Genomic DNA, 21,566 nt, shown 5'->3' on the forward strand with positions numbered 1-21,566 from the left:
CTAATTTTCTGCTTGAACACGATTGATCAAATACTGTGCCAGTAGTGGTACGGGGCGTCCTGTCGCACCTTTTTCTTTGCCTGACTTCCATGCGGTGCCTGCGATATCCAGATGCGCCCAGCGATAGTCCTTGGTGAAGCGTGACAGGAAGCAAGCGGCGGTAATGCTGCCGCCTGCGCGCCCACCGATATTCTGTATGTCAGCAAAGTTACTGTCCAGTTGCGGTTGATACTCATCCCACAAAGGCATGTGCCAAGCGCGGTCATTCGTTTGTTCGCCCGCCACTAGCAGTTCCTGTGCCAGGGTATCCTGATTACTATAAAGCCCGCTGGCGACATGCCCTAATGCGATAACGCAGGCGCCGGTTAGAGTGGCTATATCAATGACTGTGGTTGGTTCGAACTTGGCCGCATAAGTCAGTGCATCGCACAGGATGAGACGGCCTTCTGCGTCGGTATTCAGAATTTCGATGGTCTGCCCAGACATGCTGGTGACGATGTCGCCCGGTTTGGTGGCGGTACCGCTAGGCATGTTTTCACAGGTGGGGATAATGCCGACTACATTTAGCTTGAGTCCAATTTCAGCAATGGCTTGCAGCGTACCAAAAACGCTGGCTGCACCGCACATGTCGTACTTCATTTCATCCATATCGGCGCTTGGCTTGAGCGAGATGCCACCGGTGTCAAAAGTAACGCCTTTGCCGACCAGCACGATGGGTTTTTGTTTTTTATCGGCACCACGATACTCAAGAGTAATCAACTTGGCAGGTTCATCGCTGCCCCGGGTCACAGACAATAGTGAACCCATGCCAAGTTTTTGCATGTCCTTTTCTTCCAGTACGGTAACTTTGAGCGATTTGTGCGCCTTGGCTAAATCCAAGGCTTGTTGCGCCAGATAGCTGGGGGTGCATATGTTAGCCGGCAGATTACCTAAGTCCTTGGCCAGCTTCATACCTTGCCCGATGGCTGCGGCCTGAGAGAGAGTGGCATTCTGTATAGCGGTTGGTTTGCCAGAGATCAAGCCGAACTGGATTTTGCATAAAGCTTTCTTGTTTTTTTCCGACTTGCTTTTTAGGTGGTCAAAACGATAAGTCGTGTCGAATGCAGCAAACACTGCCTGGCTGATATACCAAGCGCTATCACGGCCTGCCAATGGTAATTCAGCCAGATAGAGCACTGCGTCCTTGGCACCGGTGGCAAATAGCGCGCGCATTACGGCACGGATACTGTCGATATATTGGCGTGCGGTAAACTCATCACGCTTGCCCAGCCCGACCAGTAGTACCCGTTCGCTCAGAATGTTGGGCACATTATGCAGTAATAGCGTAGTAGCGACCTTGCCGCTCATGTCGCCGCGCGCGATGATGCCGCTAAGCGATTTATTGGCAGCCTTGTCCAGTATTTGTGCTGCATCCGATAGATTGCCGCCCTCAAATACACCCACCACCACGCAACCACTACGCTGTTTTTCCGGGCTGCCTAGTTTTATGCTAAATTCCACTTGTATCTCCTTAATGATTTTTGTTGTACACACAATGCCGGATTATCCGCAGTTTCCAAAGCAAAAGTCAAAATCGCCCCGCTTTAAGTTATTGCGTAGCAATATTTTCCATAGAGAATTAGTGCGCGAGTCCGCTAGCATGGGGTTATTAGTATTCGCCATTCTACTCGGTATTGTTGTACTTACTCAGTTGGTTCGCTTGTTGGGTCAATCCGTTAGCGGCTCTTTAGCGGTGGACGGCGTGCTGGCATTGCTGGGCTTTAGTGCTTTGGATTACCTGCCAGCCCTACTTTCCCTGAGTTTATTTCTGTCGGTGTTGTTGACGCTGACACGCAGCTACCGTGACAACGAAATGGTGGTGTGGTTTAGCTCAGGGATTGGGCTGACACGCTGGATACGCCCGGTGATGTGGTATGCACTGCCGGTGGTATTCCTGATTGCTCTGCTAAGCCTGGTGTTGTCACCTTGGGCTGTGTCTCAAGTGGAAGAGCTAAAGCGCAGGCTGGATAGCCGTGATGACGTAACTGCTGCATCACCTGGAGCATTTCGTGAATCCAAGCAAGCTGACCGTGTGTTCTTTATTGAAAACGTGGATGTGGGCAAAAACCGAGTTGGCAACATTTTTGTGCAATCGTTGCAGCACGGCAAGATTGGCACCATGGTGGCCAAGCAAGGCATGCAAGAAACTGCACTTAACGGTGATCGTTTCCTCATATTGCTGAACGGTATTCGCTATGAGGGAGTGCCTGGGCAGCTTGATTTCAAGATCATCGAATTTGAGCGCTACGCGGTACGCATTAAGGCGGTGGAGGCGAGGCAACGAACTGCCCCTGTCGATTCATTGCCTACTTTGCAGTTGATACAAAACCTTAACAGCTGGAATATATCCGAACTGGAGCGGCGGCTCAGCTTGCCGCTTGGTGCGCTGATATTATCTCTGCTGGCGATCCCGTTAAGTTTTGTAAATCCGCGCGCCGGACGGTCGCTTAACCTTATTATGGCGTTGGTGATTTACATGCTCTATAACAACCTTATTAGTGTTTCTAACACATTGGTGAGACAAGACAAAATTGATCCCCTTATTGGCTTTTGGGGTATTCATGTGCTGATGTTTATACTGATGGTGTTGCTGTTCTATCACCGTCTGTCAGTGTTTACCTTGCGGCGGTTGGCGCGATGAGGCTGTTGACCCGCTGTCTGGCGCGTGAGATATACACCAGCGTTGCACTTGTGTTATCAGCCTTGCTGATGTTGTTTTCATTTTTTGACCTGATACATGAACTGAATGCGCTGGGTAGCGGCAATTATCATTTAGGCTATGCATCGCTGTTTGTGCTGTTGTCAGTGCCTGGTCATATATATGAATTGTTTCCAGTGGCTGTTCTTATTGGTACAATTTTTGCTTTGTCACAGATGGCTGCGAATTCGGAATTGACCGTCTATCGTTCTTCCGGCGTTTCGCTGCGACAAATGATAGTAGCTTTGTTCAAGATAGGTTTGCCTCTCGTTCTGTTGACTTTTCTGTGTGGCGAAATGGTTGCACCTTTCAGCGAACGCATGGCGCAGGAGCTCAGGCTTAAAGCGCAGAATGCAGAAATGTCGCTGAGAGAATTTCGTTCTGGCGTATGGGTTAAAGATGAGCGCAGTTTCGTAAACATAAAAAATGTTCTTCCAGACATAACATTGTTAAATATAAGTATTTATGAATTTGATGAGAGTTACCGTCTGCTCGCCATAACTGCAGCTAAACGTGCTGCTTATGTTGAAAAAAACCACTGGCAACTGGAAGACGTGACGCAAACCCTTTTCAGTAAACAAGGTGCGACAGTAAACCATCAGCCAATCATGGAATGGCGCTCGGCGCTTAACTTGGGAATTTTAAGGGCGTTACTGGTAGGGCCGGGCCAAATGTCGGCGTTGAATCTTTATCAATACATTCAACATTTGCGCGACAATCATCAGAAGACCGTGTCATATGAAATTGCTATGTGGAGCAAACTGATATATCCATTCGCGGTACTGGTAATGATGCTACTGGCCTTGCCATTTGCTTCGCATCAGCGGCGTGAGGGCGGCATTAGCGCCAAAATATTCTTGGGTATTATATTGGGGCTAACTTTTCATTTTGTGGGGAAGCTATTCACCAGTTTGGGTGCACTCAACGAGTGGCAGCCAATACTGAGTGCTGTGACGATACCTATACTGTTCCTATTGTTGGCGACGGGGATGTTATGGCGGACTGAAAGGCGTTAAATTACTTTTTATAATTGCTGGATAGCCAATAACCTTTGCAAATAACAGGATAGTGGGCTTTATGTTGCATTAGCATTCATGATTATTTCCGGTGTGTTGACAAGGATGTATAGCAGGTGCTAATTTTGCACGTGCGCCGATTTGAGGAACAGCTTGCGGGCGCTTTATAAATACAGCTAAAGCGGGAGAAGCCCGGTTTAGCTCAAGCTATCCGGGTTTTTTATTTTGTCCGAGGGAGTAGTTATGCCAGAACAACCCAATCACGCAGAGCATTCTTATCAGCCTGAAACACTTGCAGTACACGCGGGAACAACGCGCAGCCAGTTTAATGAACATAGTGAAGCGATGTTTCTCACTTCTAGTTTCGTGTTCGATAGCGCGGCTCAAGCCGCTGCACGCTTCATCGGCGCTGAACCGGGCAATATTTATTCGCGCTTCACCAACCCCACCGTTACCATGTTTGAGGAGCGTTTGGCTGCGCTGGAAGGTGCGGAACAGTGTGTGGCGACGGCATCAGGCATGTCGGCGATTTTAGCGTGCTGTATGGGTGTACTGAAAAGCGGGGATCACATCGTTGCTTCGCGCAGTATATTCGGTTCGACGGTCAATTTGTTTGGCACCATCTTCAAACGTTTTGGTGTTGACATTACCTTTGTTTCTGCCACAGATGTGAACGAGTGGGACGTTGCGGTACGGCCCAACACACGGCTATTTTTCCTGGAGACGCCGTCTAATCCGCTTACCGAAATATCCGACATTGCAGGCATTGCGGTAGTGGCAAAGCAGCATGGTGTTTTGCTGGCGGTAGACAATTGTTTTTGCACCCCCGTGCTGCAACGTCCACTTGAATTTGGCGCGGACATCGTGATTCATTCCGCCACCAAATATCTTGACGGACAAGGGCGGATGCTGGGCGGTGCGGTGCTGGGCAGCAAGAAAGTGATGGAGCCCATATATCAATTTCTGCGTACAGCAGGGCCGACTATGAGTGCGTTCAACGCATGGGTATTCTTGAAAGGAATGGAGACGTTGAAGATTCGCATGGAAGCGCACAGTGCTAATGCTTTGTCCGTGGCGCAATGGCTGGAAGCGCAAGCTAATGTGGTGCGCGTGTATTACCCAGGTCTCCCATCGCATCCACAACATCAATTGGCGATGAAACAGCAGAAGACGGGTGGCGGTATCGTATCGTTCGAAGTGAAGGGGGGCAGAGAGGAGGCGTGGCATCTTATTGACAGCACGCGTATGATTTCGATCACCGCTAACTTGGGCGATACCAAGACCACGTTAACTCATCCAGCCACCACCACACATGCCCGTATAACGCAGGAGGCTAGAGATGCAGCAGGCATTACTGAGGGGTTACTGCGCATTGCGGTCGGATTAGAGGCTGTTAGTGATATACAGGCCGATCTGGCACGTGGGTTGCATAAATAATAAGCTGCAAAAACAGGGTTTCTACATTGGGTCTGCTTGTCGTGTGATGAGTTGAAGCGTGGAAATGATGAGCCAATGAAATTATGCTTGTGAGTCGTGACATTGAACATTTGGCACTACAAATTGGTAGTGCGCTTAAGTCGCATGGCCTTATGCTGGCCACAGCCGAATCATGCACGGGCGGCGCGGTAGCTACTGCTGTGACTGATATTGCGGGAAGTTCTAAATGGTTTGAACGCGGCTTTATCACATATTCAAATGAGGCCAAGCGCGAAATGCTGGGCGTAGCCCAAGAAACTCTGACACTTTACGGTGCGGTAAGCGAGGCCGTAGTGCGCGAAATGGTGGTGGGCGCGTTGTGTCATAGTCATGCGCAAGTAGCATTAGCGGTCAGCGGTATTGCCGGGCCGACGGGTAGCATGCCGGATAAACCTGTTGGCACAGTGTGGTTTGCTTGGGCGGTCGAAAGGAGGCAGTGTGTTGTGCGCCTGCATCATCTTTCGGGTAACCGTGCAGATATTCGGATACAGTCGGTATGTATAGCTTTAAAAGGGATATTGGAACTGCTGAATCAAGTAACGGAGGTAGCTTAGATCGTGTTGGTTATAGTTGTCTCAACAAACCCTGAGGATATTTTTAAAGTCAGGAAATTTGCGACAATCTTCATGGAATCGTAAAAATCCATTGCTCCTTCAGCACTCGCCTAGTCTGAGTGTTTCTGGTTCAGATTCAGATGGCTTATGCCATAATCATGTATCATTTTTTAAGGGAAAAAGTTGCATGGATGATAATAAAAGCAAGGCACTCGCGGCGGCTCTGAGTCAGATTGAAAAGCAGTTCGGCAAGGGCTCTATTATGCGTTTGGGCGAGCATGATATTGCACGAGATATTCAAGTGGTTTCTACTGGGTCATTAGGGTTGGATATCGCGCTGGGTGTGGGCGGACTGCCGCGTGGACGTGTAATTGAAATCTACGGGCCGGAATCGTCCGGCAAGACCACGCTCACACTGCAAGTGATCGCCGAGATGCAAAAGTTGGGCGGCACAGCTGCATTTGTTGATGCAGAACATGCGCTCGATCCGCAATATGCGCAAAAGCTGGGCGTGAATGTCAGTGAGCTGCTTATTTCCCAACCGGATAACGGTGAGCAAGCGTTGGAGATAGCTGATATGTTGGTGCGTTCGGCCGCTGTGGATGTGGTGGTGGTTGATTCTGTGGCAGCACTGACTCCTAAGGCAGAAATTGAAGGTGAAATGGGTGAGCCGCAAATGGGCTTGCAAGCACGCTTGATGTCGCAGGCACTGCGTAAGCTGACCGCTAACATCAAGCGTTCCAATACAACGGTGATTTTCATTAATCAGATACGGATGAAAATCGGTGTGATGTTTGGTAGCCCTGAAACTACGACCGGTGGCAATGCTCTAAAATTCTACGCTTCAGTTCGGCTGGATATTCGTCGCGTTGGTGCGATTAAGAAGGGCGACGAGGTGATCGGTTCAGAAACCCGCGTGAAAGTGGTCAAGAATAAGGTGGCGCCGCCGTTTAAACAGGCGGAATTCGATATTTTGTATGGTGAAGGTATTTCTCGTGAAGGCGAAGTAGTTGAGCTGGGCGTGCTGCACAAGCTGGTTGATAAAGCTGGCGCTTGGTACAGTTACAAAGGTGAGAAGATTGGCCAGGGAAAAGATAATGCGCGTGAATATCTGAAAGAGCATCCTGAAATTTCAATTGAAATTGAGAATAAAATCCGCGCTGTAGCTGGTGTAGCTGCACTCAATGAGCGAGCGGAAAGTGGTGTCAAAGAAGCCTGAGTTAAGTTTGCATACCCGTGCCATGAAATACTTGGTGCGGCGTGAACACAGCCGAGCCGAACTTCACGCCAAGCTAATACTCAAGGCCACGTCAGACGACAATGTGGATAAGGTTTTGGATGATTTGGCGGCACGAGGTTGGTTATCCGATTCCCGTGCAGTCGAGCAGTTGGTGCGCCTGCGCCGTAATCGTTTCGGCATGCAACGCATCGCATATGAACTTCGTCAGAAAGGTATAGATGAAGATCTGATTAACGATGCCTTACCTCAAATGAGAGAGTCAGAGTTGGAAGCTGCTCGTAGCATCTGGCAAAAAAAATTCGGTATTGCTCCCGAGGGTGCGAAGGATAAAGCCAGGCAGATACGTTTTATGCAGTCACGCGGCTTTATGCCGGATGTGATTTTTAAAATCTTACAAGGTGCAGACGATGGTGGGTAGGTGGTTTGCGCACCCGTCGGATAGTAAAGATTACCTTTAAAAATCCAAATTGCGTCACATACGGCGTTACTCTAAAAAACTATCGCTTACCTATCAAATATAGGTAAGCGATAGTTTTTTTCTCGTTCCTTGTCTGGTTTAGCAACGTGAGTTTACGAGGTACCCTAAATAATTTTTAGGTGTGTAAATTGCTTTTGTTGTTGTAATTGTGGCGATATTTCACATACCTCTCAGAGCGCTTGATCAGGGGGCTTCAGAAGCCAGCTTAATGCTCCATCTGCAGTAGCAACTTTATATCCTGGACTACCAGTTTGGCGCTCTGGTTATAGGGAGAAAGCAATACGTGCTTGCCGTTTGTGCCAATCAAGTAGGTGCCATCGGAATGATCCAATGCATAGCTGCCCTTTTCGACCCGCTTTTCATAATTGACGCCAAATGTCTTGGCTACCTGTGCAGTAGTTTGGGTATCACCGTACAAGCCCAAAAAGGACGGATGAAAAAAGGGAACATATTCGGCCAATAGTTTTGGCGTGTCGCGTTCAGGATCCAAGGTGACGAATAATACTTGCACCTTTTCTGCATCCTTATCAAGCAAGCGCATCACTTGCGCTAAGTCAGCCAGTGTGGTTGGGCAAATTTCTGGACAGTGGGTATAACCAAAAAACATCACCACCACTTTGTCTTTGAAATCCGATAATCTGCGTATTTTGCCGTTAGGGTCGGTGAGCTGGAAATCTACGGGTTTTTCTGCATATCGCCAACTTACATCAATGGCCTGGAATGGAGTGAGCGGCTGGGATTTCTCGCAACTGACCAGCAGCGTCGTGATTAATAGTAACAGCAGGGTACGCATTTATTTCTCCTTGGGGCTGAGGAAGCAGCCAATATCCCTTTGATTGATGAGCTGAAGGGTGTGCAACGATGGGTCGTGACAGATTTTCATCACAGTGATGCTGGTGATTGTAAAGAAAGTCACACGGTTCATGCTCTGACTGAATATCAACTGAGGGTACGTCATCAGACAAAGGTCTGATCAGTTAGCGCGCGCGCTTCCCCATGCTGGCCTGTAGCCCAGACAGGCAAAGTATTTCCAAGGATCTATTACGCACATTAATCAGTTTGCCTTCCTGCAAGTGTGACAGTGCGCGGCTGACGGTTTCCAGTTTTAATCCGAGATAGCTGCCGATTTCTTGACGTGTCATGCGTAATTGGAATGATGTAGGCGAATAACCGCGAACCGCAAAACGCTGCGATAGATTGAGCAGGAAAGCCGCCAAGCGTTCCTCTGCACGCATTGATCCAAGCAGCAGCATAATGTTTTGATCGCGCACGATCTCTCGACTGAGGATGCGGTGCAGGTGCCTCTGCAGAGGGGGAAGATCGCGGCTGAGATCCTCCAGACGATTAAAGGGGATTTCGCATACCTCACTGTCTTCAAGTGCTACGGCATCGCAAGTGTGTGCATCGCTATTAATGCCATCCATGCCGATGATCTCCCCAGCCATTTGAAAACCAGTGACTTGTTCTCGTCCGTCTTCGTTAAGTATCTGTGTTTTGAAAAAACCAGTACGGATTGCATACAATGCCTGGAACTTGTCCCCGCTCCGGTATAAAATGCTGCCATGACGGTAAACACCCTTGCGGGTAATTAAATCATCCAGGCGCGTCATTTCGATATTACTCAAGTTAACAGGCAGGCATAATTCGCGCAGGTTACAAGTCGAGCATGCAGTTTTCAGTGAATTATTGGGAGCAGGTTTGTGCATGGCGTGGTTTTTTATAAAGTATTTCTATAGGGTATTCGGATATGTGCTATTCGGATTGTGCTATGAGCAAAAATTATATGTTAATTTTGACATAGATCAAGCCTTAAGTGATAAAAATCCAATTTATAAATATTCTTGTTACAGGTGTGCTGTTAGTTAATACGACTCTATAGTTATCTGTAGAGGATGACCTTTATGATGCGTCCTAGGTGAGCAACAAGAAAAAATCAGCTAAAAATCCACTTACCCTTCGACAAGTCCTCAATGAATAGCTTTATATTTAATAAGTTATTCATGGATTATGAAATCTTGAGAATTATCAAACAACAATCAAACGGAAGTAAAGTTGTTCACTGCTTACTTATTGCCTCGAGTATGCGGGGTTCACGTCAAGCATTTTTGTAATCCTTTCCGGGTTGAAAGTTGAATGGTAATGATTAATAGACTAGGCTGTGTGGGCGGTTTGCGGGCGACGATTTCCAGTGCTGCAGTAGTGCCCCAGCCTTGGGCGCGGTAATGCTATAGATAGGCTCCAAGTTTTGGGTCTGGCGGCGGCCTTGCAGTGTTAAACAGCAGGCGCCGCAACTCGGCGGGGCCGCGTTTGGATAGGCGCCTGCGGCCTATCTTGTTGCAGGAGTCGTTGGCGCTCGGGTCGAAGCAAGAGAATGCGGCGAATGCTTCCGCATTGCGGAAAGGAAAGTACTCCAACGTATCTACTTCTTCCGCAGAACTTGAAAGTGGATGCACCAGTCTATGTTTACATTCAGGCAATTAATAATTGATTTAAATGTCGGAAATTCTTACACATGTAATTAAAGTATTTGCCAAGACTAGAATATCGTTAAAACATTAACGATTTAACATGCTGGTTATTTAGTATAATAGAGTAATATTATTATATGTGGCATGTATTTTGCTTAAGTTATCTTGTAAATTCTATCAGTTTCCTCAATTGTTACATGACGCTAAATAATTGAGTTATGGCAGTGCATGAAATGTAGGATGCAACGTTATTAAGGATGATTTGATGACTATCAATTTGGATCAGAATGATGAGATCGAAAAACAACAATTATCCCAGGATGTCGCTGATAAGCTAATGAGTTCTGGCGAATCTCGTCGGCGGTTTGCTACGTCTGGTTTGGCTGTATCAGGGATAATTCTAACTCTTGCGAGTAGGCCGGTATTGGGTCAAACGTTTTGCATGTCACCATCTGGATTTATATCTGGCAATACCAGCCAGCATGGTGCTTGTCCCGTTCCCCCACCCCCGGTGCTACTTCCCCCAGATCCAAACGAACAGTTTTTAACCGCGTTCCCGTTAAGTCGATCGGATACCTCATATAACAGTAGGCTTTTGACAGATATGCTGACAGTTCCTTGGCCGACTCCTCAATCTGCAAGTGCAATCGCTCCAGTACAGCAGCAGGTGCAGAAGGATCAGTTAGGAGCTGCGAGCTACATGTTAGCGTTAAACGCTACACCAGGCTCCAATTCAAAGTTATCTAAGGGCAAGGGCACAAACACTCTTACGTCGCCAACTGTAGCTCCACTTGCAACTGTTGTAGTTGAACCTCCCCCTTTCCAAACGCAAGAACTATTACAACATCTTGTTAAAGCATTACTTCGTGCGAGAAATGGCGCTACTCCTTATTTGACTGTATCAACTATTCAATCGATGTTCTATGAATGGCAAGCAAGTGGTACTTTTGCTCCAACTGCGGGCGTAACCTGGAATGCTACACAAATTATTGAGTATTTAAGATTAACTCAAAATTGAATTTTCCCAATAACCGGATTACGGCTCTATTCTCCCCTCAATGATACTGATCAAACATGAAATGGAAAGTTATTTCAGAGCAGATGCTTAACTGCTGCTCATGGGGCGAGGAATGGGTGTTTTATAATAAGTTTTCAGGAGATACCCATCTGCTTGGATCGACGACTGCTAAAATATTGTTAGAATTGCAGCAATCGCCATCAAATGCGCTATTTTTGGTTGAAGCGCTTGCCCCACGGCTACAAGCCGAAATGGTAACGCATGAGGAATTTTCATTTCAAATTGAACATCTCCTTGAAGAGCTTAATACGCTTGGACTGATAGAATTTAGCTGATTTTGAATGTTTCTGCATTAACGCCATCTGAACTTAAATTCCGCCTTAAAAAAACGGGGATATTTCTTCGAACCGGTTCTTTCATTACACACTTGCAGACTTCGATCCCTGGAGTGTCTGAAAGTGTCGGATTACTTTACGCCGATTATCCCTTGGCTGAGCAGGCCGATTTTGCGGATTTCCACGTTTGCCTTACTCGCCCGCTCAACCTGAGACGATGGTTCAAGCCACAGGCGTTATTTTCATTTGATGGAAACACTATATTTAAACCCTTGCCGCTCGACCAGGCTTTTCCCATGCTGGAGTGGGGGCTTAATTGGTGTGTGTCTAATCATGTTAACCACTGTTTGATTATTCATGCAGCGGTGGTGGAAAAAGGTGGTTATGCTGCAATTATGCCCGCTCCTCCTGGCTCAGGTAAAAGTACACTTTGCGCAGCATTGGTAAACCGCGGGTGGAGATTGTTGTCTGATGAACTTGCTTTGGTTCGTGTTGTTGATGGGAAACTCATCCCGCTTCCGCGCCCCGTTAGCTTAAAAAACGAGTCTATCGAAATCATCAGGCGTTATGAGCCCAATGCAATTTTCAGCCGTGAGGTGGCAGACACGATAAAGGGCACGGTTGCCCATATGAAAGCATCAGCTGATAGCGTAGCTCGCGCGTCAGAGGTCGCACAGGTTGCGTGGGTTGTTTTTCCAAAGTATAAGGCGGGCGCTACGGCATGTTTGGAGACATTGTCTCAATCCCGTGCTTTCATGCGGGTTGCAGATAACTCTTTTAATTACAGTCTACTTGGACTCAATGGCTTTAAGACCATGACAAGTTTGATTGATGCATCTCTGTGCTATGATTTTACGTACAGCAAACTGGATGATGCTATTGAGATATTTAGCGCGTTAAAGCCGCAAACTTAAAGCTAGTAACTGCAGATATTGTAAATAATCATTATTAGTATGCTCTGGTTTTGTCTCTGTAAAGCGAATCCAGTTCCTTACCTTTTCTGGCTAAGCTAGGATTGGGCGACGATAAATCGATTCAGCATATTACGTCGATCTATGTGATTTGTAGTGAGTAACTCTTTAGATAAGTGAAAGATGTACAACAAGAATAGTCAGCTAAAATCCGTTCTTCTTTCAACAAGCTCAGGGCGAATGAATTTACCTCTTCTGAGGGAGGTTAACAGTTGATTACCCACTCTGTTGCACATAGAGCACATTAATTATTTTCGACAGTATACCTAATGTGATCCCCAACTACTTAATATTACAAGCGCTCCGAGAGCCAGAATCATTGATCTGCCTAAGTCTGCCAGACTGGGATTTACTCATATGCCAAGCACGCCGCGCCAATCTGTTGGCACGCATTTGCATTTTACTGGACGAACGCGGCTTACTCGAGCAGGTGCCGCCGAAACCCCGCGAACATCTGGAATGGTCACGCGTAATCGCTGAAAGACATGTTCAAGCTATCCACTGGGAAATAACGCTAATTCGAAAAGCATTGGCGAAAGTGGGGGTGCCGGTCATTCTGCTCAAGGGCGCTGCCTATGTTATGGCAAAGCTGCCCCCCGCCAAGGGGCGACTATTCTCCGATATCGACATCCTTGTGCCTAAAGATAGTCTTAGTGCTGTAGAAGCCACCTTGATGCTTCATGGGTGGGCTGCGACGCATCACGATGCCTATGACCAGCGCTACTATCGCACATGGATGCATGAATTGCCACCTATGCAGCATATTAAACGGATGACGGTCATCGACGTGCATCATGCGATTTTGCCGGAAACGGCAGCACTTCACCCTGATTCGGCGAAGCTTCGAGCAACGGCGCAGTTACTTGATGGCTACGATGATTTAAAAGTATTGGCCCCTGCAGATATGGTACTCCACAGTGCTGTACATCTGTTCCACAATGATCAACTGGATCAGGGTCTGCGGGATTTGGTTGACATTGATAGTTTATTACGCCATTTCAGCAGGTTGCCAACGTTCTGGCCAAGTCTATCCGTGCGAGCGCACGAGCTTGAGTTAACGAGACCACTTTTTTACGCCTTGCGTTATGCTGTTCATCTTTTGAACACTCCCATTCCCTCAGGCATAATGGAAGCAGCCCGCAGCGGATGCCCCAATCCGTTAGCTTTAATGTTCACAGACCAACTTTTCGAACGCGCGCTTATGCCAGCCCACAAGAGCTGCTCCGATTGGTTAACTGGTGCGGCGCGGCAGATACTTTATGTACGCGCAACTTGGTTACGTATGCCTCCCTTGCTTCTTGCGCGTCATCTTTTCCATAAGGCTTTCATTTCACCTAAGCCTGCCTGACTGTGTCTTGGACACGATTGAATGTATTGCGCTATAAATTGATAGTTGTTTTGGGCTTGGGTCAGTAAAAGCTGGCTATTTTACGACTTTACACTGTAAAAAAGGCAATCTCATCATGAGTGATGTGGAAACTCCGCTGATCAAACTTCAGGATTTATCCAGTTTTTTAGAAGATGGTAATCTTAATGATAGCCTTGCACAACTCGCTGAAATAACGGCAAAAATATTGAGCGCCACTCATTGCTCAATCATGCTTCTGAATGATGGTGAATCTGAAAATTTGCTGATGAGTGTGTGCGCTAGCTACGGTCCAATGCCGGCTGCAGCTTATAAAGAATCGATAGGAAAGGGCGAGGGAATTGCTGGCTATGTGATTGCAACCGGACAAGCTTTGTTGATTGAAGACATTAGCCACTCAAAGTTCGCCAAGCTGGCTCGACGTGCAAATGAACCAGGCAAAAGCTTGATTTCATCGCCTATCACTATTAATGGGCACATTGTAGGTGTAGTTAACATAAGTGGTCACATGTGTGGTTGTGCATTCAATCCGGTTGACTTGAATCTCCTTAATGTCGTTGCCTTATTCATTGGTAAATCGATCCAGACACTCCAATTGCAAAGCATTCTGAATTCACGGTTTGCCCAACTGGCGTTGGCCCGAGAAGCCGAAAATAATATAGGCGCATCTTTGGGGAGTGTATTTCTCAATCCTGATAAAGTGGCGAAAATATTTGCAAAATCTTTTTACAAAGAAATGACCCGAGGAGGATTTGGTTCAAATCAAATTGTCAGCGCAGCTTCGGAAATTATTAGTCAGTTAAGTGATAATTTGCAACAACATAGTAAGCGAATGGAGCGGAAATTGGAGAAACCGACAGACGACACATCCTCATTGTAGAAAATTGACCTTAAACGAAAATTATAAAACGTAAGGTCTGTATTCTGATGTTGAGTTAACTGACACTCTCAATCTTAATAACCGAGAAAAATGGATTCCGATTGTTGCCGCGTGTGGTCACGTGGTAAATTTATCTTGAAACTCAAGCTGAAATAAGTGAGCCTTAAATGAAGGCTCTGCTATCAAAAACTCGATATCAAGACTTTGCTTTTTTATTGAGCGTTAAAAAACCACGTCCATAGGACTGGGTAATCACCTGATTGGTTTTGCCTTTCAAAGTACCAGCTTATTTCAGTTATCTTTCGGGGTGTTGTCCCCACAGCACTTAATGAAAGGGAAATATATGACTAGGTTTGCAAGAGCATCGCACGGTATATGGCATTCTTGGATGGCGCGATAGGGGGTATACGCAGTATCGCGTTCTACGAACGTGATAAGTTTACTTCCCTTCCATTAATTAATGTAGCGAAAATGCAAGTCATAAATTAAATGTTCATGTATATCAGCAGCTCTTCTTAAGCTTTGCTTACGATACCATGACGGCTTATTACATCGTAGAGTGTTGGACGGCTGATACCGAGCAATTCGGCTGCCTTGGCCATATTGCCGTCTACTCTCGCTAGTGCTTTCACCACGGCATTGTATTCAGCGTTATCACGTACCTTGCGCAGGTTAATAAACTCTTCCATTGAAGGTGAAGTCGACAGACCAATATCGTCAGCGCTTATTTGAGAGCCTTCAGCCATGATAACGGCACGCTTGATGCAGTTTTCCATTTCACGGACATTACCTGGCCAAGCGTATTCTTCTATCATGGCCAGCGCTTCCTGGCTGAAGTTTAGTGAAGAACGCCCCTCCTTGATGATGAATTTGTTTTTAAAGTGGTGTGCCAACAATGCGGCATCGCCCACACGCTCCCGCAGTGGGGGGATCGTGACTGCAACCTCGCTTAAACGGTAATAGAGGTCTTCGCGGAAGCGCCCTGCAACGCTTAGCTCCTTCAGGTTACGATGTGTTGCGCAGATAATCCGCACATCAACAGGAATTTCCTGACGCCCTCCTATTCTCTCGATTACCCTTTCTTGCAAAAATCGGAGAAGTTTCGCTTGAAGAAGCATGGGCATATCTCCTATTTCATCAAGAAAGAAAGTGCCTCCATCAGCAAGTTCAATTTTACCTAACGTCTGTTTGGTGGCTCCGGTAAACGCTCCCTTCTCGTAGCCGAACAACTCGCTCTCCAGAAGATTTTCTGGGATTGCAGCGCAGTTGATTGCCATGAAGCGCTTCTCCTGCCGTGGACTCAGCTGGTGCAGCGCTTTCGCCAACAGTTCCTTGCCCGTTCCGCTATCACCCAACAGCATGACCGAGGCAGAGGATGGTGCTACTTTCTCGATGCAGCGGCACACCTTCAACATGCCAGGATCCCGGCTAATGATGCTAGACAATGGAGAGTCAGCCTGAATCTGTAATATTCTGCGATTCTCCTGTTGCAGAGCGTGCAGATAAAATGCACGTTCAACTACTAAGCCCAGGATCTCTGGGTCAAATGGTTTCTGATGGAAATCATAAGCACCCATGCCTATCGCTTTCACTGCATTGGCATGATCCTGATTCCCAGAAAGCACGATCAGTTTGGTGTCAGGGGCAAGCGCAAGAATCTGTTGCAAAATGGCCAATCCTTCCGAAGCACCATCGGGATCGGGAGGAAGCCCAAGATCCATGGTAATAACCGCAGGTTCATGCCGTCTGACCTGCGCCAGCGCACTTTCACGATCTCCCGCCAACAGAACTTCATAGGCATCAAAATTCCAGCGTAATTGTTTCTGTAAACCGGGATCATCTTCAATAACAAGCAGCTTTTTTTTATCTTGACTCATTAAATTACTCCTGCCGTAATGCGGCATCCTTGACATCATCAACATGCCCATGAAATGGCAAAAATACTCGGAACGTAGTACCGACAGCTTGGCGACTGGAAACTTCAATCCGACCGCCCAGGTCGTGGATATATTCACGACTCTCAAACATTCCGATTCCCATACCTGCCGATTTGGTAGACTCAAATGGCTTGAATAGTCGTTCATGAATAAACTCCTCGCTCATGCCTTGGCCGGTATCTTTGATTTCGACGACTACGAAAGCTTCCTGCTTCGAAATACGGATTGTTACTTTGCCATCCTTAGGTGTAGCTTCAACAGCATTCTGAATAATGTGGCCAATTACTCTTTCAAGGCGATCCCAATTAGCCACCACCATCAGGTCAGGGTCTAATATCTCAAGCTCAGGCTTAGGCTCAAAGGCAGACTTTAATGCCAATGTCTGTTGTAATAATTTGTCGATTAAAAGCGGTGCAGGATACTCAATGGAAGAACCTCTGCTCAATTTATGCAGAAGCAGCTTCATTTTCTGGACAGAATAATCCAACGTTTCAAGCATATCTTTTTGAAACTCTGGGTTGTTCTTATGCTTTTCGGCGTTGGAAAGTAATAACGATAATTGGGAAACCAAATTTTTTAAATCATGCACTATAAAAGTAGACATGCGATTAAACGATTCAAATTGACGTGCAACCATGAGAGCATTAGCCGATTCCTGTTGGGCAAGATAGCTCGCCGCTTGGCTGCCAGCAATTTTGAGCAGATCAATCACTTCCCAATTTAACTTAACTTTACTTCTGGGCTGTGTCAGTATCATAAAGCCAAACAACCTCCCTAGCAGAATCAGGGGAACTATCAGCCAACTTTTAGAAACTTCTCGTAACCAATGAGGAATAATAATTGCGCCGTATTTTTCAGGTTTGGAATCATATTCCTGCAGATCTATCACCCACTGCTTGCTTTCCAGAAAATGACAAAGAGAGCTACTTGCCGACTCAGATTCATTCGGCAAATTCATATTCCAACGAGCAACAGGTTCGCAATTACCCGATTCCCGGCTAATGAACAATACGCCTCCTGGGCTTTCTACGAGTGCTGCTACCGCTTGGATAGTACGTTCGGCCAGTCCATGATCATGCTCGGAAAGAGTGCGCGTAAAGCCTAACCATTCTTCACGATAGTCGTAATTGTAATTATAGAAATGCTTACTGATGAATACTTTGAGCCAAGAACGGAAAACGCCTGAGAATAATATGCCAACAAGCAAAGCCACAGCGCCGAACAAAAATGTCACTTGCATGACTGCTCCCCAGCTCCCCCCGAAATACCGCAGGTAATAGCCGGCAGCAGACATAGCCAGCAAATACAGGGCACTGCCAAGCAGTGTTGCAGAATGAAACAAAATATGGCGTGAAACCGAGATCCCCAATGACCACTGCGGATTACGCGCTGTCGACACGGCCACCAGAGGAACAATCAGAGCATTGACTGCTCCTCTGGAAGTCCAAATTTCCATGTTCACTTGCCTAAACAACATTGCGTCGCTATATAAATAAAAATCGTAGACGAACATTCCTCCGATTCCAAAACAGGCAAACTTTATTCCCCAACGCCTCTTAGCGGGTGTGTTCCGGTAAAGTTGTTCCACCAAGAGCATGCCCGTAACCGCCATTACTACACGGCCAACGATGTCCGTAATAAAACCTGTTTCTCCTTGAAGAGGTTCAATATTCGAATAGGTATAAATAGTTACGAGCAAGAGTAAACAATAAAACGCTATGATGCCGACCACATAGGGTTTAAGCTTAAACTTAAAAGGAGGTAAAGAATTCGTTTGTTGGAAAGGCCCCAACAACATTAGCAGAAAGATAGTCCACCCTGCATTTCGCAGAATTTCCAGAATGTCCGTTAGCAGCGCTAAGTAAATGCCACTGGCTGCCTGGTAAGTAATCGATGCAGCCCAAAACGCGCTCATCACGCAGGCAACTGTCAGCGTTGTCCCGAAAATACGGGCACGCCAACTGGTCAACAATAGAATTGTCAGAAAAAAGAATGCTACAGAGGCTATGCCATAGCTATATGCAGCGATGCTTGTCAACATTTAAGGTTGTTCCATAGGGTTATCTGCTACCCTTGCCCAATATAACAACCTGGAAAGTATCGATTAGTATAAGTACATCCAGAAACAAGCTGTTGTTTTTTACATAGTACAGGTCATATTGGAGCTTTTGAATAGAATCTTCAACTGAGGCTCCATACTGGTAGCGTACTTGAGCCAAGCCCGTTATTCCCGGTTTAATACTATGCCTCACGTTATAATAAGGAACTTCATCGCAGAGTTGTTGTACAAAAAAAGGCCTTTCTGGGCGTGGTCCAACAAAGCTCATTTCCCCTTTAAAAACATTTAGAATTTGTGGAAGCTCGTCGATTCTAAGTTTACGAATAATACATCCCACTTTCGTCGTACGAGAGTCATTGGCAGCCGCCCATTGAGGTGTCATCCCTTTCTCAGCATCTTTTCGCATGCTACGAAATTTCAACACCATAAAAGAATGGCCATCCATGCCAACGCGTTCTTGTTGATAAAAGATTGGGGTTCGGTCTTCGAAATAGATACACATCGCTGTAAGCAACATCACCGGTAACGAAAAAATTAAAATAATGATGCTGGCGAATAAATCGAAAAATCTTTTTATAAAAGACCTTAGAAAACTCTGGTCAAACCCGCCGCCAAAAACCAACCAACTTGGTTGCAGAGAATCAACCCTGATCTGGCATGCCTCACGCTCAAAAAATGACGCTGCATCGGTCACTTTAATTCCATTTAATTTGCACTCTAATAACTCCTGAATAGGAAAGCTTTCACCTCGTCGATTATTTGTCGCAACGATGATCTCATTCGCGCTAAATTTGTTTGTCAAACTGATTAATGAATCTCCAGCCGAAAAAATATTAGGCGATAGAATACGGTTTTCTTCACCTGGTAACTGGACAAAGCCAACAATATTATATTTATGGTAGCTAATATTATTCATGGCCAGATCGCTACATTCTTTTGCTAGAGAACCGCACCCTATAAAAATAATACGTGACTCTAGATACTTCAATTTGAATAAATGAAAAAAAATCACCCTCACCAATAAAATGAGACATGCAGCGATCACCATTACGAGACCTAAAATACCGCGGCCAATATAAATATTCGGCACTATATAAAATACCAAAGTTAGAACGCCGAAGCCCAAGGCAAAGGAAGGCATGAGCCGGAGAAAAGTATTTCTTATACTCTCTCTGTAATTGTGTTTATACATGCCGAAAGCACTCATACTGAAAGCCATTACTATTGCAAATGCACAGGCTGTAAGGAGAAAATTCTCCATTTTGACAAATGATGGAAAATTGCTCCCAAAGAAATTGCTATTAAAAAACCGAATAGTCGCTCCAAGATAGACTGAGACTATAAAAACAAGAGTTTCAACCACAAGCAGGATGGACACTATTTTGGAGACATAGTGATTGGAAATTTTAAACAGCATTAATTTACTCCAAAAAGTTAGCTCATATTATTAAGCCAAGCTCACATCATATCGACTTTTTCGGCAAGAACATTAGGGATGTTAATTAACCAAAAATATGAGAATAAGATTGATGCTTTTCAGCATATCTGCTAGATTCAAAAAATAATGATAATAGCAAAGTGAGTTTAATATGGACGTTGTTGCCGTAGTTGGCCTTGGATATGTGGGTTTACCGCTGGCTGTAGAGTTTGGGAAAAAACAGCGAACTATCGGGTTCGATCTCTCTGTCACTAAAATCGAGAGCTACCAACGGCACATTGATCCAACCGGAGAGCTGTCAACTGAAGACCTGCAGGGTGCCATCCATCTTATAGCCAGCTCCGACCCATCCAAGTTATCTCTTGCCGACTATATTGTAATCGCAGTTCCAACGCCTGTAGATAGTGCCCATCAACCCGATTTTTCTCCTCTTGTTGGCGCTAGCGAAACAGTTGGAAAGAACATGAAGCGTGGCGCGATCATTATCTATGAATCTACAGTTTACCCTGGCGCTACTGAGGAAATATGCATTCCAGTTCTGGAGAAATGTTCCGGTATGAAATGGAAAAAAGATTTTCATATTGGGTATTCTCCTGAAAGAATCAATCCTGGCGATAAAGAACGTACCCTTACTTCTATTATAAAAATTGTATCAGGAGATGATGAAGACACTTTGGAAAAAGTAGCTAAGCTTTACGAAACCATCATCAATGCTGGTGTACACAGAGCATCCAGCATTAAGGTCGCAGAAGCAGCAAAAGTAATCGAAAATACCCAACGTGATCTGAATATTGCATTAATCAACGAATTGGCAATCATTTTCGATAAACTTGATATTGACACACTACAGGTTCTGCAGGCCGCCGGCACAAAATGGAATTTTCTCCCATTCCGTCCTGGACTGGTTGGCGGACATTGTATTGGCGTAGACCCCTATTACCTTACCCATAAAGCAGATATGATCGGCTATCATCCCCAGGTAATATTGGCGGGGCGCAGAATAAATGATGGTATGGCAAAATTTATTGCGGAAAAAACCGTGAAGGAAATGATCAGGGCCGGCCTCAATGTAAAAGGCTCAAAAGTAAATATACTCGGATTGACATTCAAGGAAAATTGTCCTGACCTGAGGAATTCGAAGGTAATGGACATCATTCACGAACTCCGTTCCTACGGTGTAGAAGTTCATGTCCATGATCCTGTTGCAACCACCAAGGATGCGCTTCACGAGTATGGTCTGGAACTAGTAACTTGGGAAAAATTGCCACGCGCAGATGCACTTATTGCGGCAGTTTCACACCGTGAATTTCTTGCCAGACCTCTTGCAGACTTCCAGGAAAAAATTGTTTCAAATGGATGTTTTATTGATGTTAAATCTCATTTTGATCAGACCGCTCTGCGCGCTGCTGGACTTAACGTCTGGAGACTCTAGATTAAAGTGATTTGGCTTTAGCAGCCTGTCGGAATTAAGGGGAATCGGCTGCAAATTGAGCTGAACGTTGTATATGTCGCCACTTTTTCGGGGCAGTAGAACAACTGTTGCCTTGCAAAATTGTCATGTGGGGTAAGCTGTCATTTCGCCGCAAGGTGAAT

Annotated in this window: 19 protein-coding genes; 12 read left to right on the forward strand and 7 right to left on the reverse strand. The window is 45.9% G+C overall.

What is annotated here, in order from left to right; all coding sequences use genetic code 11:
• Positions 1–1,500 (reverse strand): leucyl aminopeptidase, encoded by a 1,500-nt coding sequence (locus MJ769_RS04405; RefSeq protein WP_239234624.1) that lies wholly within the window; start codon positions 1,498–1,500, stop codon positions 1–3.
• A 34-nt stretch (positions 1,501–1,534) separates the two neighbouring features.
• On the opposite strand from MJ769_RS04405, the gene lptF reads away from it, so the two are divergent.
• From lptF to recX, 6 genes are all read left to right on the forward strand, one after another.
• Positions 1,535–2,680 carry an LPS export ABC transporter permease LptF gene (gene lptF, locus MJ769_RS04410; protein WP_256445686.1) on the forward strand — a complete coding sequence of 382 codons (1,146 nt, stop codon included), beginning with the start codon at positions 1,535–1,537 and terminating at the stop codon, positions 2,678–2,680.
• Positions 2,677–3,753, forward strand: a complete 1,077-nt coding sequence (lptG, locus tag MJ769_RS04415) for an LPS export ABC transporter permease LptG (protein WP_239234628.1) — start codon at positions 2,677–2,679, stop codon at positions 3,751–3,753. Before lptF ends, lptG begins: the two co-directional genes overlap by 4 nt.
• 243 nt (positions 3,754–3,996) lie before the next feature.
• Positions 3,997–5,190: an O-succinylhomoserine sulfhydrylase gene (locus tag MJ769_RS04420; protein WP_239234630.1), complete on the forward strand. Its 1,194-nt coding sequence runs from the start codon at positions 3,997–3,999 to the stop codon at positions 5,188–5,190.
• 83 nt (positions 5,191–5,273) lie between these two features.
• A complete protein-coding gene (locus tag MJ769_RS04425; protein WP_239234631.1) occupies positions 5,274–5,783 on the forward strand; it encodes a CinA family protein in 510 nt (169 codons plus the stop codon).
• Between the two features lie 187 nt (positions 5,784–5,970).
• Positions 5,971–7,002, forward strand: coding sequence for a recombinase RecA (gene recA, locus MJ769_RS04430; protein ID WP_239234633.1), 1,032 nt, complete (start codon positions 5,971–5,973; stop codon positions 7,000–7,002).
• On the forward strand, positions 6,968–7,441 hold the full coding sequence (gene recX / locus MJ769_RS04435; RefSeq protein WP_239234634.1) for a recombination regulator RecX: 474 nt from the start codon (positions 6,968–6,970) through the stop codon (positions 7,439–7,441). The genes recA and recX overlap by 35 nt, the downstream gene beginning before the upstream one ends.
• Before the next feature lie 265 nt (positions 7,442–7,706).
• On the opposite strand, the gene MJ769_RS04440 is transcribed toward recX, so the two are convergent.
• From MJ769_RS04440 to MJ769_RS04450, 3 genes are all read right to left on the reverse strand, one after another.
• Positions 7,707–8,294, reverse strand: a complete 588-nt coding sequence (locus tag MJ769_RS04440; protein WP_239234636.1) for an SCO family protein — start codon at positions 8,292–8,294, stop codon at positions 7,707–7,709.
• A 184-nt stretch (positions 8,295–8,478) separates the two neighbouring features.
• Entirely contained in the window at positions 8,479–9,207 is a 729-nt protein-coding gene (gene fnr, locus MJ769_RS04445; RefSeq protein WP_239234637.1) for a fumarate/nitrate reduction transcriptional regulator Fnr, read from the reverse strand.
• A gap of 519 nt (positions 9,208–9,726) precedes the next feature.
• The gene (locus MJ769_RS04450) at positions 9,727–9,954 is read right to left on the reverse strand and encodes an IS110 family transposase (protein ID WP_239234639.1); all 228 of its coding nucleotides are present in this window, start codon (positions 9,952–9,954) and stop codon (positions 9,727–9,729) included.
• Between the two features lie 280 nt (positions 9,955–10,234).
• Between MJ769_RS04450 and MJ769_RS04455 the strand changes: the two genes are divergently transcribed.
• The 5 genes from MJ769_RS04455 (at position 10,235) to MJ769_RS04475 (ending at position 14,539) form a co-directional block, all read left to right on the forward strand.
• A complete protein-coding gene (locus MJ769_RS04455) occupies positions 10,235–10,987 on the forward strand; it encodes a hypothetical protein (protein ID WP_239234640.1) in 753 nt (250 codons plus the stop codon).
• A gap of 56 nt (positions 10,988–11,043) precedes the next feature.
• Positions 11,044–11,322, forward strand: coding sequence for an HPr-rel-A system PqqD family peptide chaperone (locus MJ769_RS04460; RefSeq protein WP_239234642.1), 279 nt, complete (start codon positions 11,044–11,046; stop codon positions 11,320–11,322).
• Positions 11,323–11,324: 2 nt separating this feature from the next.
• The gene (locus tag MJ769_RS04465) at positions 11,325–12,236 is read left to right on the forward strand and encodes an HprK-related kinase A (RefSeq protein WP_256445683.1); all 912 of its coding nucleotides are present in this window, start codon (positions 11,325–11,327) and stop codon (positions 12,234–12,236) included.
• Between the two features lie 328 nt (positions 12,237–12,564).
• A complete protein-coding gene (locus MJ769_RS04470; RefSeq protein WP_239234646.1) occupies positions 12,565–13,641 on the forward strand; it encodes a nucleotidyltransferase domain-containing protein in 1,077 nt (358 codons plus the stop codon).
• Between the two features lie 115 nt (positions 13,642–13,756).
• Positions 13,757–14,539, forward strand: a complete 783-nt coding sequence (locus MJ769_RS04475) for a GAF domain-containing protein (protein WP_239234648.1) — start codon at positions 13,757–13,759, stop codon at positions 14,537–14,539.
• Positions 14,540–15,054: 515 nt separating this feature from the next.
• Here the strand turns inward: MJ769_RS04475 and prsR are convergent.
• Genes prsR through MJ769_RS04490 form a run of 3 tightly spaced genes read right to left on the reverse strand, consistent with a single transcriptional unit; the run spans position 15,055 to position 19,952 of the window.
• On the reverse strand, positions 15,055–16,416 hold the full coding sequence (prsR, locus tag MJ769_RS04480) for a PEP-CTERM-box response regulator transcription factor (protein WP_239234650.1): 1,362 nt from the start codon (positions 16,414–16,416) through the stop codon (positions 15,055–15,057).
• A gap of 4 nt (positions 16,417–16,420) precedes the next feature.
• Positions 16,421–18,517, reverse strand: a complete 2,097-nt coding sequence (gene prsK, locus MJ769_RS04485; protein WP_239234652.1) for an XrtA/PEP-CTERM system histidine kinase PrsK — start codon at positions 18,515–18,517, stop codon at positions 16,421–16,423.
• A gap of 19 nt (positions 18,518–18,536) precedes the next feature.
• Positions 18,537–19,952: a TIGR03013 family XrtA/PEP-CTERM system glycosyltransferase gene (locus tag MJ769_RS04490; RefSeq protein ID WP_239234653.1), complete on the reverse strand. Its 1,416-nt coding sequence runs from the start codon at positions 19,950–19,952 to the stop codon at positions 18,537–18,539.
• 172 nt (positions 19,953–20,124) lie between these two features.
• Between MJ769_RS04490 and MJ769_RS04495 the strand changes: the two genes are divergently transcribed.
• Complete coding sequence (locus tag MJ769_RS04495) at positions 20,125–21,405, forward strand: nucleotide sugar dehydrogenase (RefSeq protein WP_239234655.1); 1,281 nt, start codon at positions 20,125–20,127, stop codon at positions 21,403–21,405.
• Positions 21,406–21,566: the final 161 nt, after the last annotated feature.

Source organism: Candidatus Nitrotoga sp. BS, assembly GCF_927797785.1.
Lineage (GTDB): Bacteria > Pseudomonadota > Gammaproteobacteria > Burkholderiales > Gallionellaceae > Nitrotoga.

What these genes read in the sequence shown, in the direction of transcription:
- MJ769_RS04440 (WP_239234636.1), bottom strand. Translation starts at nt 8,294, where the DNA reads ATGCGTACCCTGCTGTTACTATTAATCACGACGCTGCTGGTCAGTTGC.
- MJ769_RS04455 (WP_239234640.1), top strand. Translation starts at nt 10,235, where the DNA reads ATGACTATCAATTTGGATCAGAATGATGAGATCGAAAAACAACAATTA.
- fnr (WP_239234637.1), bottom strand. Translation starts at nt 9,207, where the DNA reads ATGCACAAACCTGCTCCCAATAATTCACTGAAAACTGCATGCTCGACT.
- MJ769_RS04475 (WP_239234648.1), top strand. Translation starts at nt 13,757, where the DNA reads ATGAGTGATGTGGAAACTCCGCTGATCAAACTTCAGGATTTATCCAGT.
- lptF (WP_256445686.1), top strand. Translation starts at nt 1,535, where the DNA reads ATGCCGGATTATCCGCAGTTTCCAAAGCAAAAGTCAAAATCGCCCCGC.
- MJ769_RS04495 (WP_239234655.1), top strand. Translation starts at nt 20,125, where the DNA reads ATGGACGTTGTTGCCGTAGTTGGCCTTGGATATGTGGGTTTACCGCTG.
- recX (WP_239234634.1), top strand. Translation starts at nt 6,968, where the DNA reads ATGAGCGAGCGGAAAGTGGTGTCAAAGAAGCCTGAGTTAAGTTTGCAT.
- MJ769_RS04460 (WP_239234642.1), top strand. Translation starts at nt 11,044, where the DNA reads ATGAAATGGAAAGTTATTTCAGAGCAGATGCTTAACTGCTGCTCATGG.
- prsK (WP_239234652.1), bottom strand. Translation starts at nt 18,517, where the DNA reads ATGTTGACAAGCATCGCTGCATATAGCTATGGCATAGCCTCTGTAGCA.
- prsR (WP_239234650.1), bottom strand. Translation starts at nt 16,416, where the DNA reads ATGAGTCAAGATAAAAAAAAGCTGCTTGTTATTGAAGATGATCCCGGT.
- MJ769_RS04420 (WP_239234630.1), top strand. Translation starts at nt 3,997, where the DNA reads ATGCCAGAACAACCCAATCACGCAGAGCATTCTTATCAGCCTGAAACA.
- MJ769_RS04490 (WP_239234653.1), bottom strand. Translation starts at nt 19,952, where the DNA reads ATGCTGTTTAAAATTTCCAATCACTATGTCTCCAAAATAGTGTCCATC.
- recA (WP_239234633.1), top strand. Translation starts at nt 5,971, where the DNA reads ATGGATGATAATAAAAGCAAGGCACTCGCGGCGGCTCTGAGTCAGATT.
- MJ769_RS04425 (WP_239234631.1), top strand. Translation starts at nt 5,274, where the DNA reads ATGCTTGTGAGTCGTGACATTGAACATTTGGCACTACAAATTGGTAGT.
- lptG (WP_239234628.1), top strand. Translation starts at nt 2,677, where the DNA reads ATGAGGCTGTTGACCCGCTGTCTGGCGCGTGAGATATACACCAGCGTT.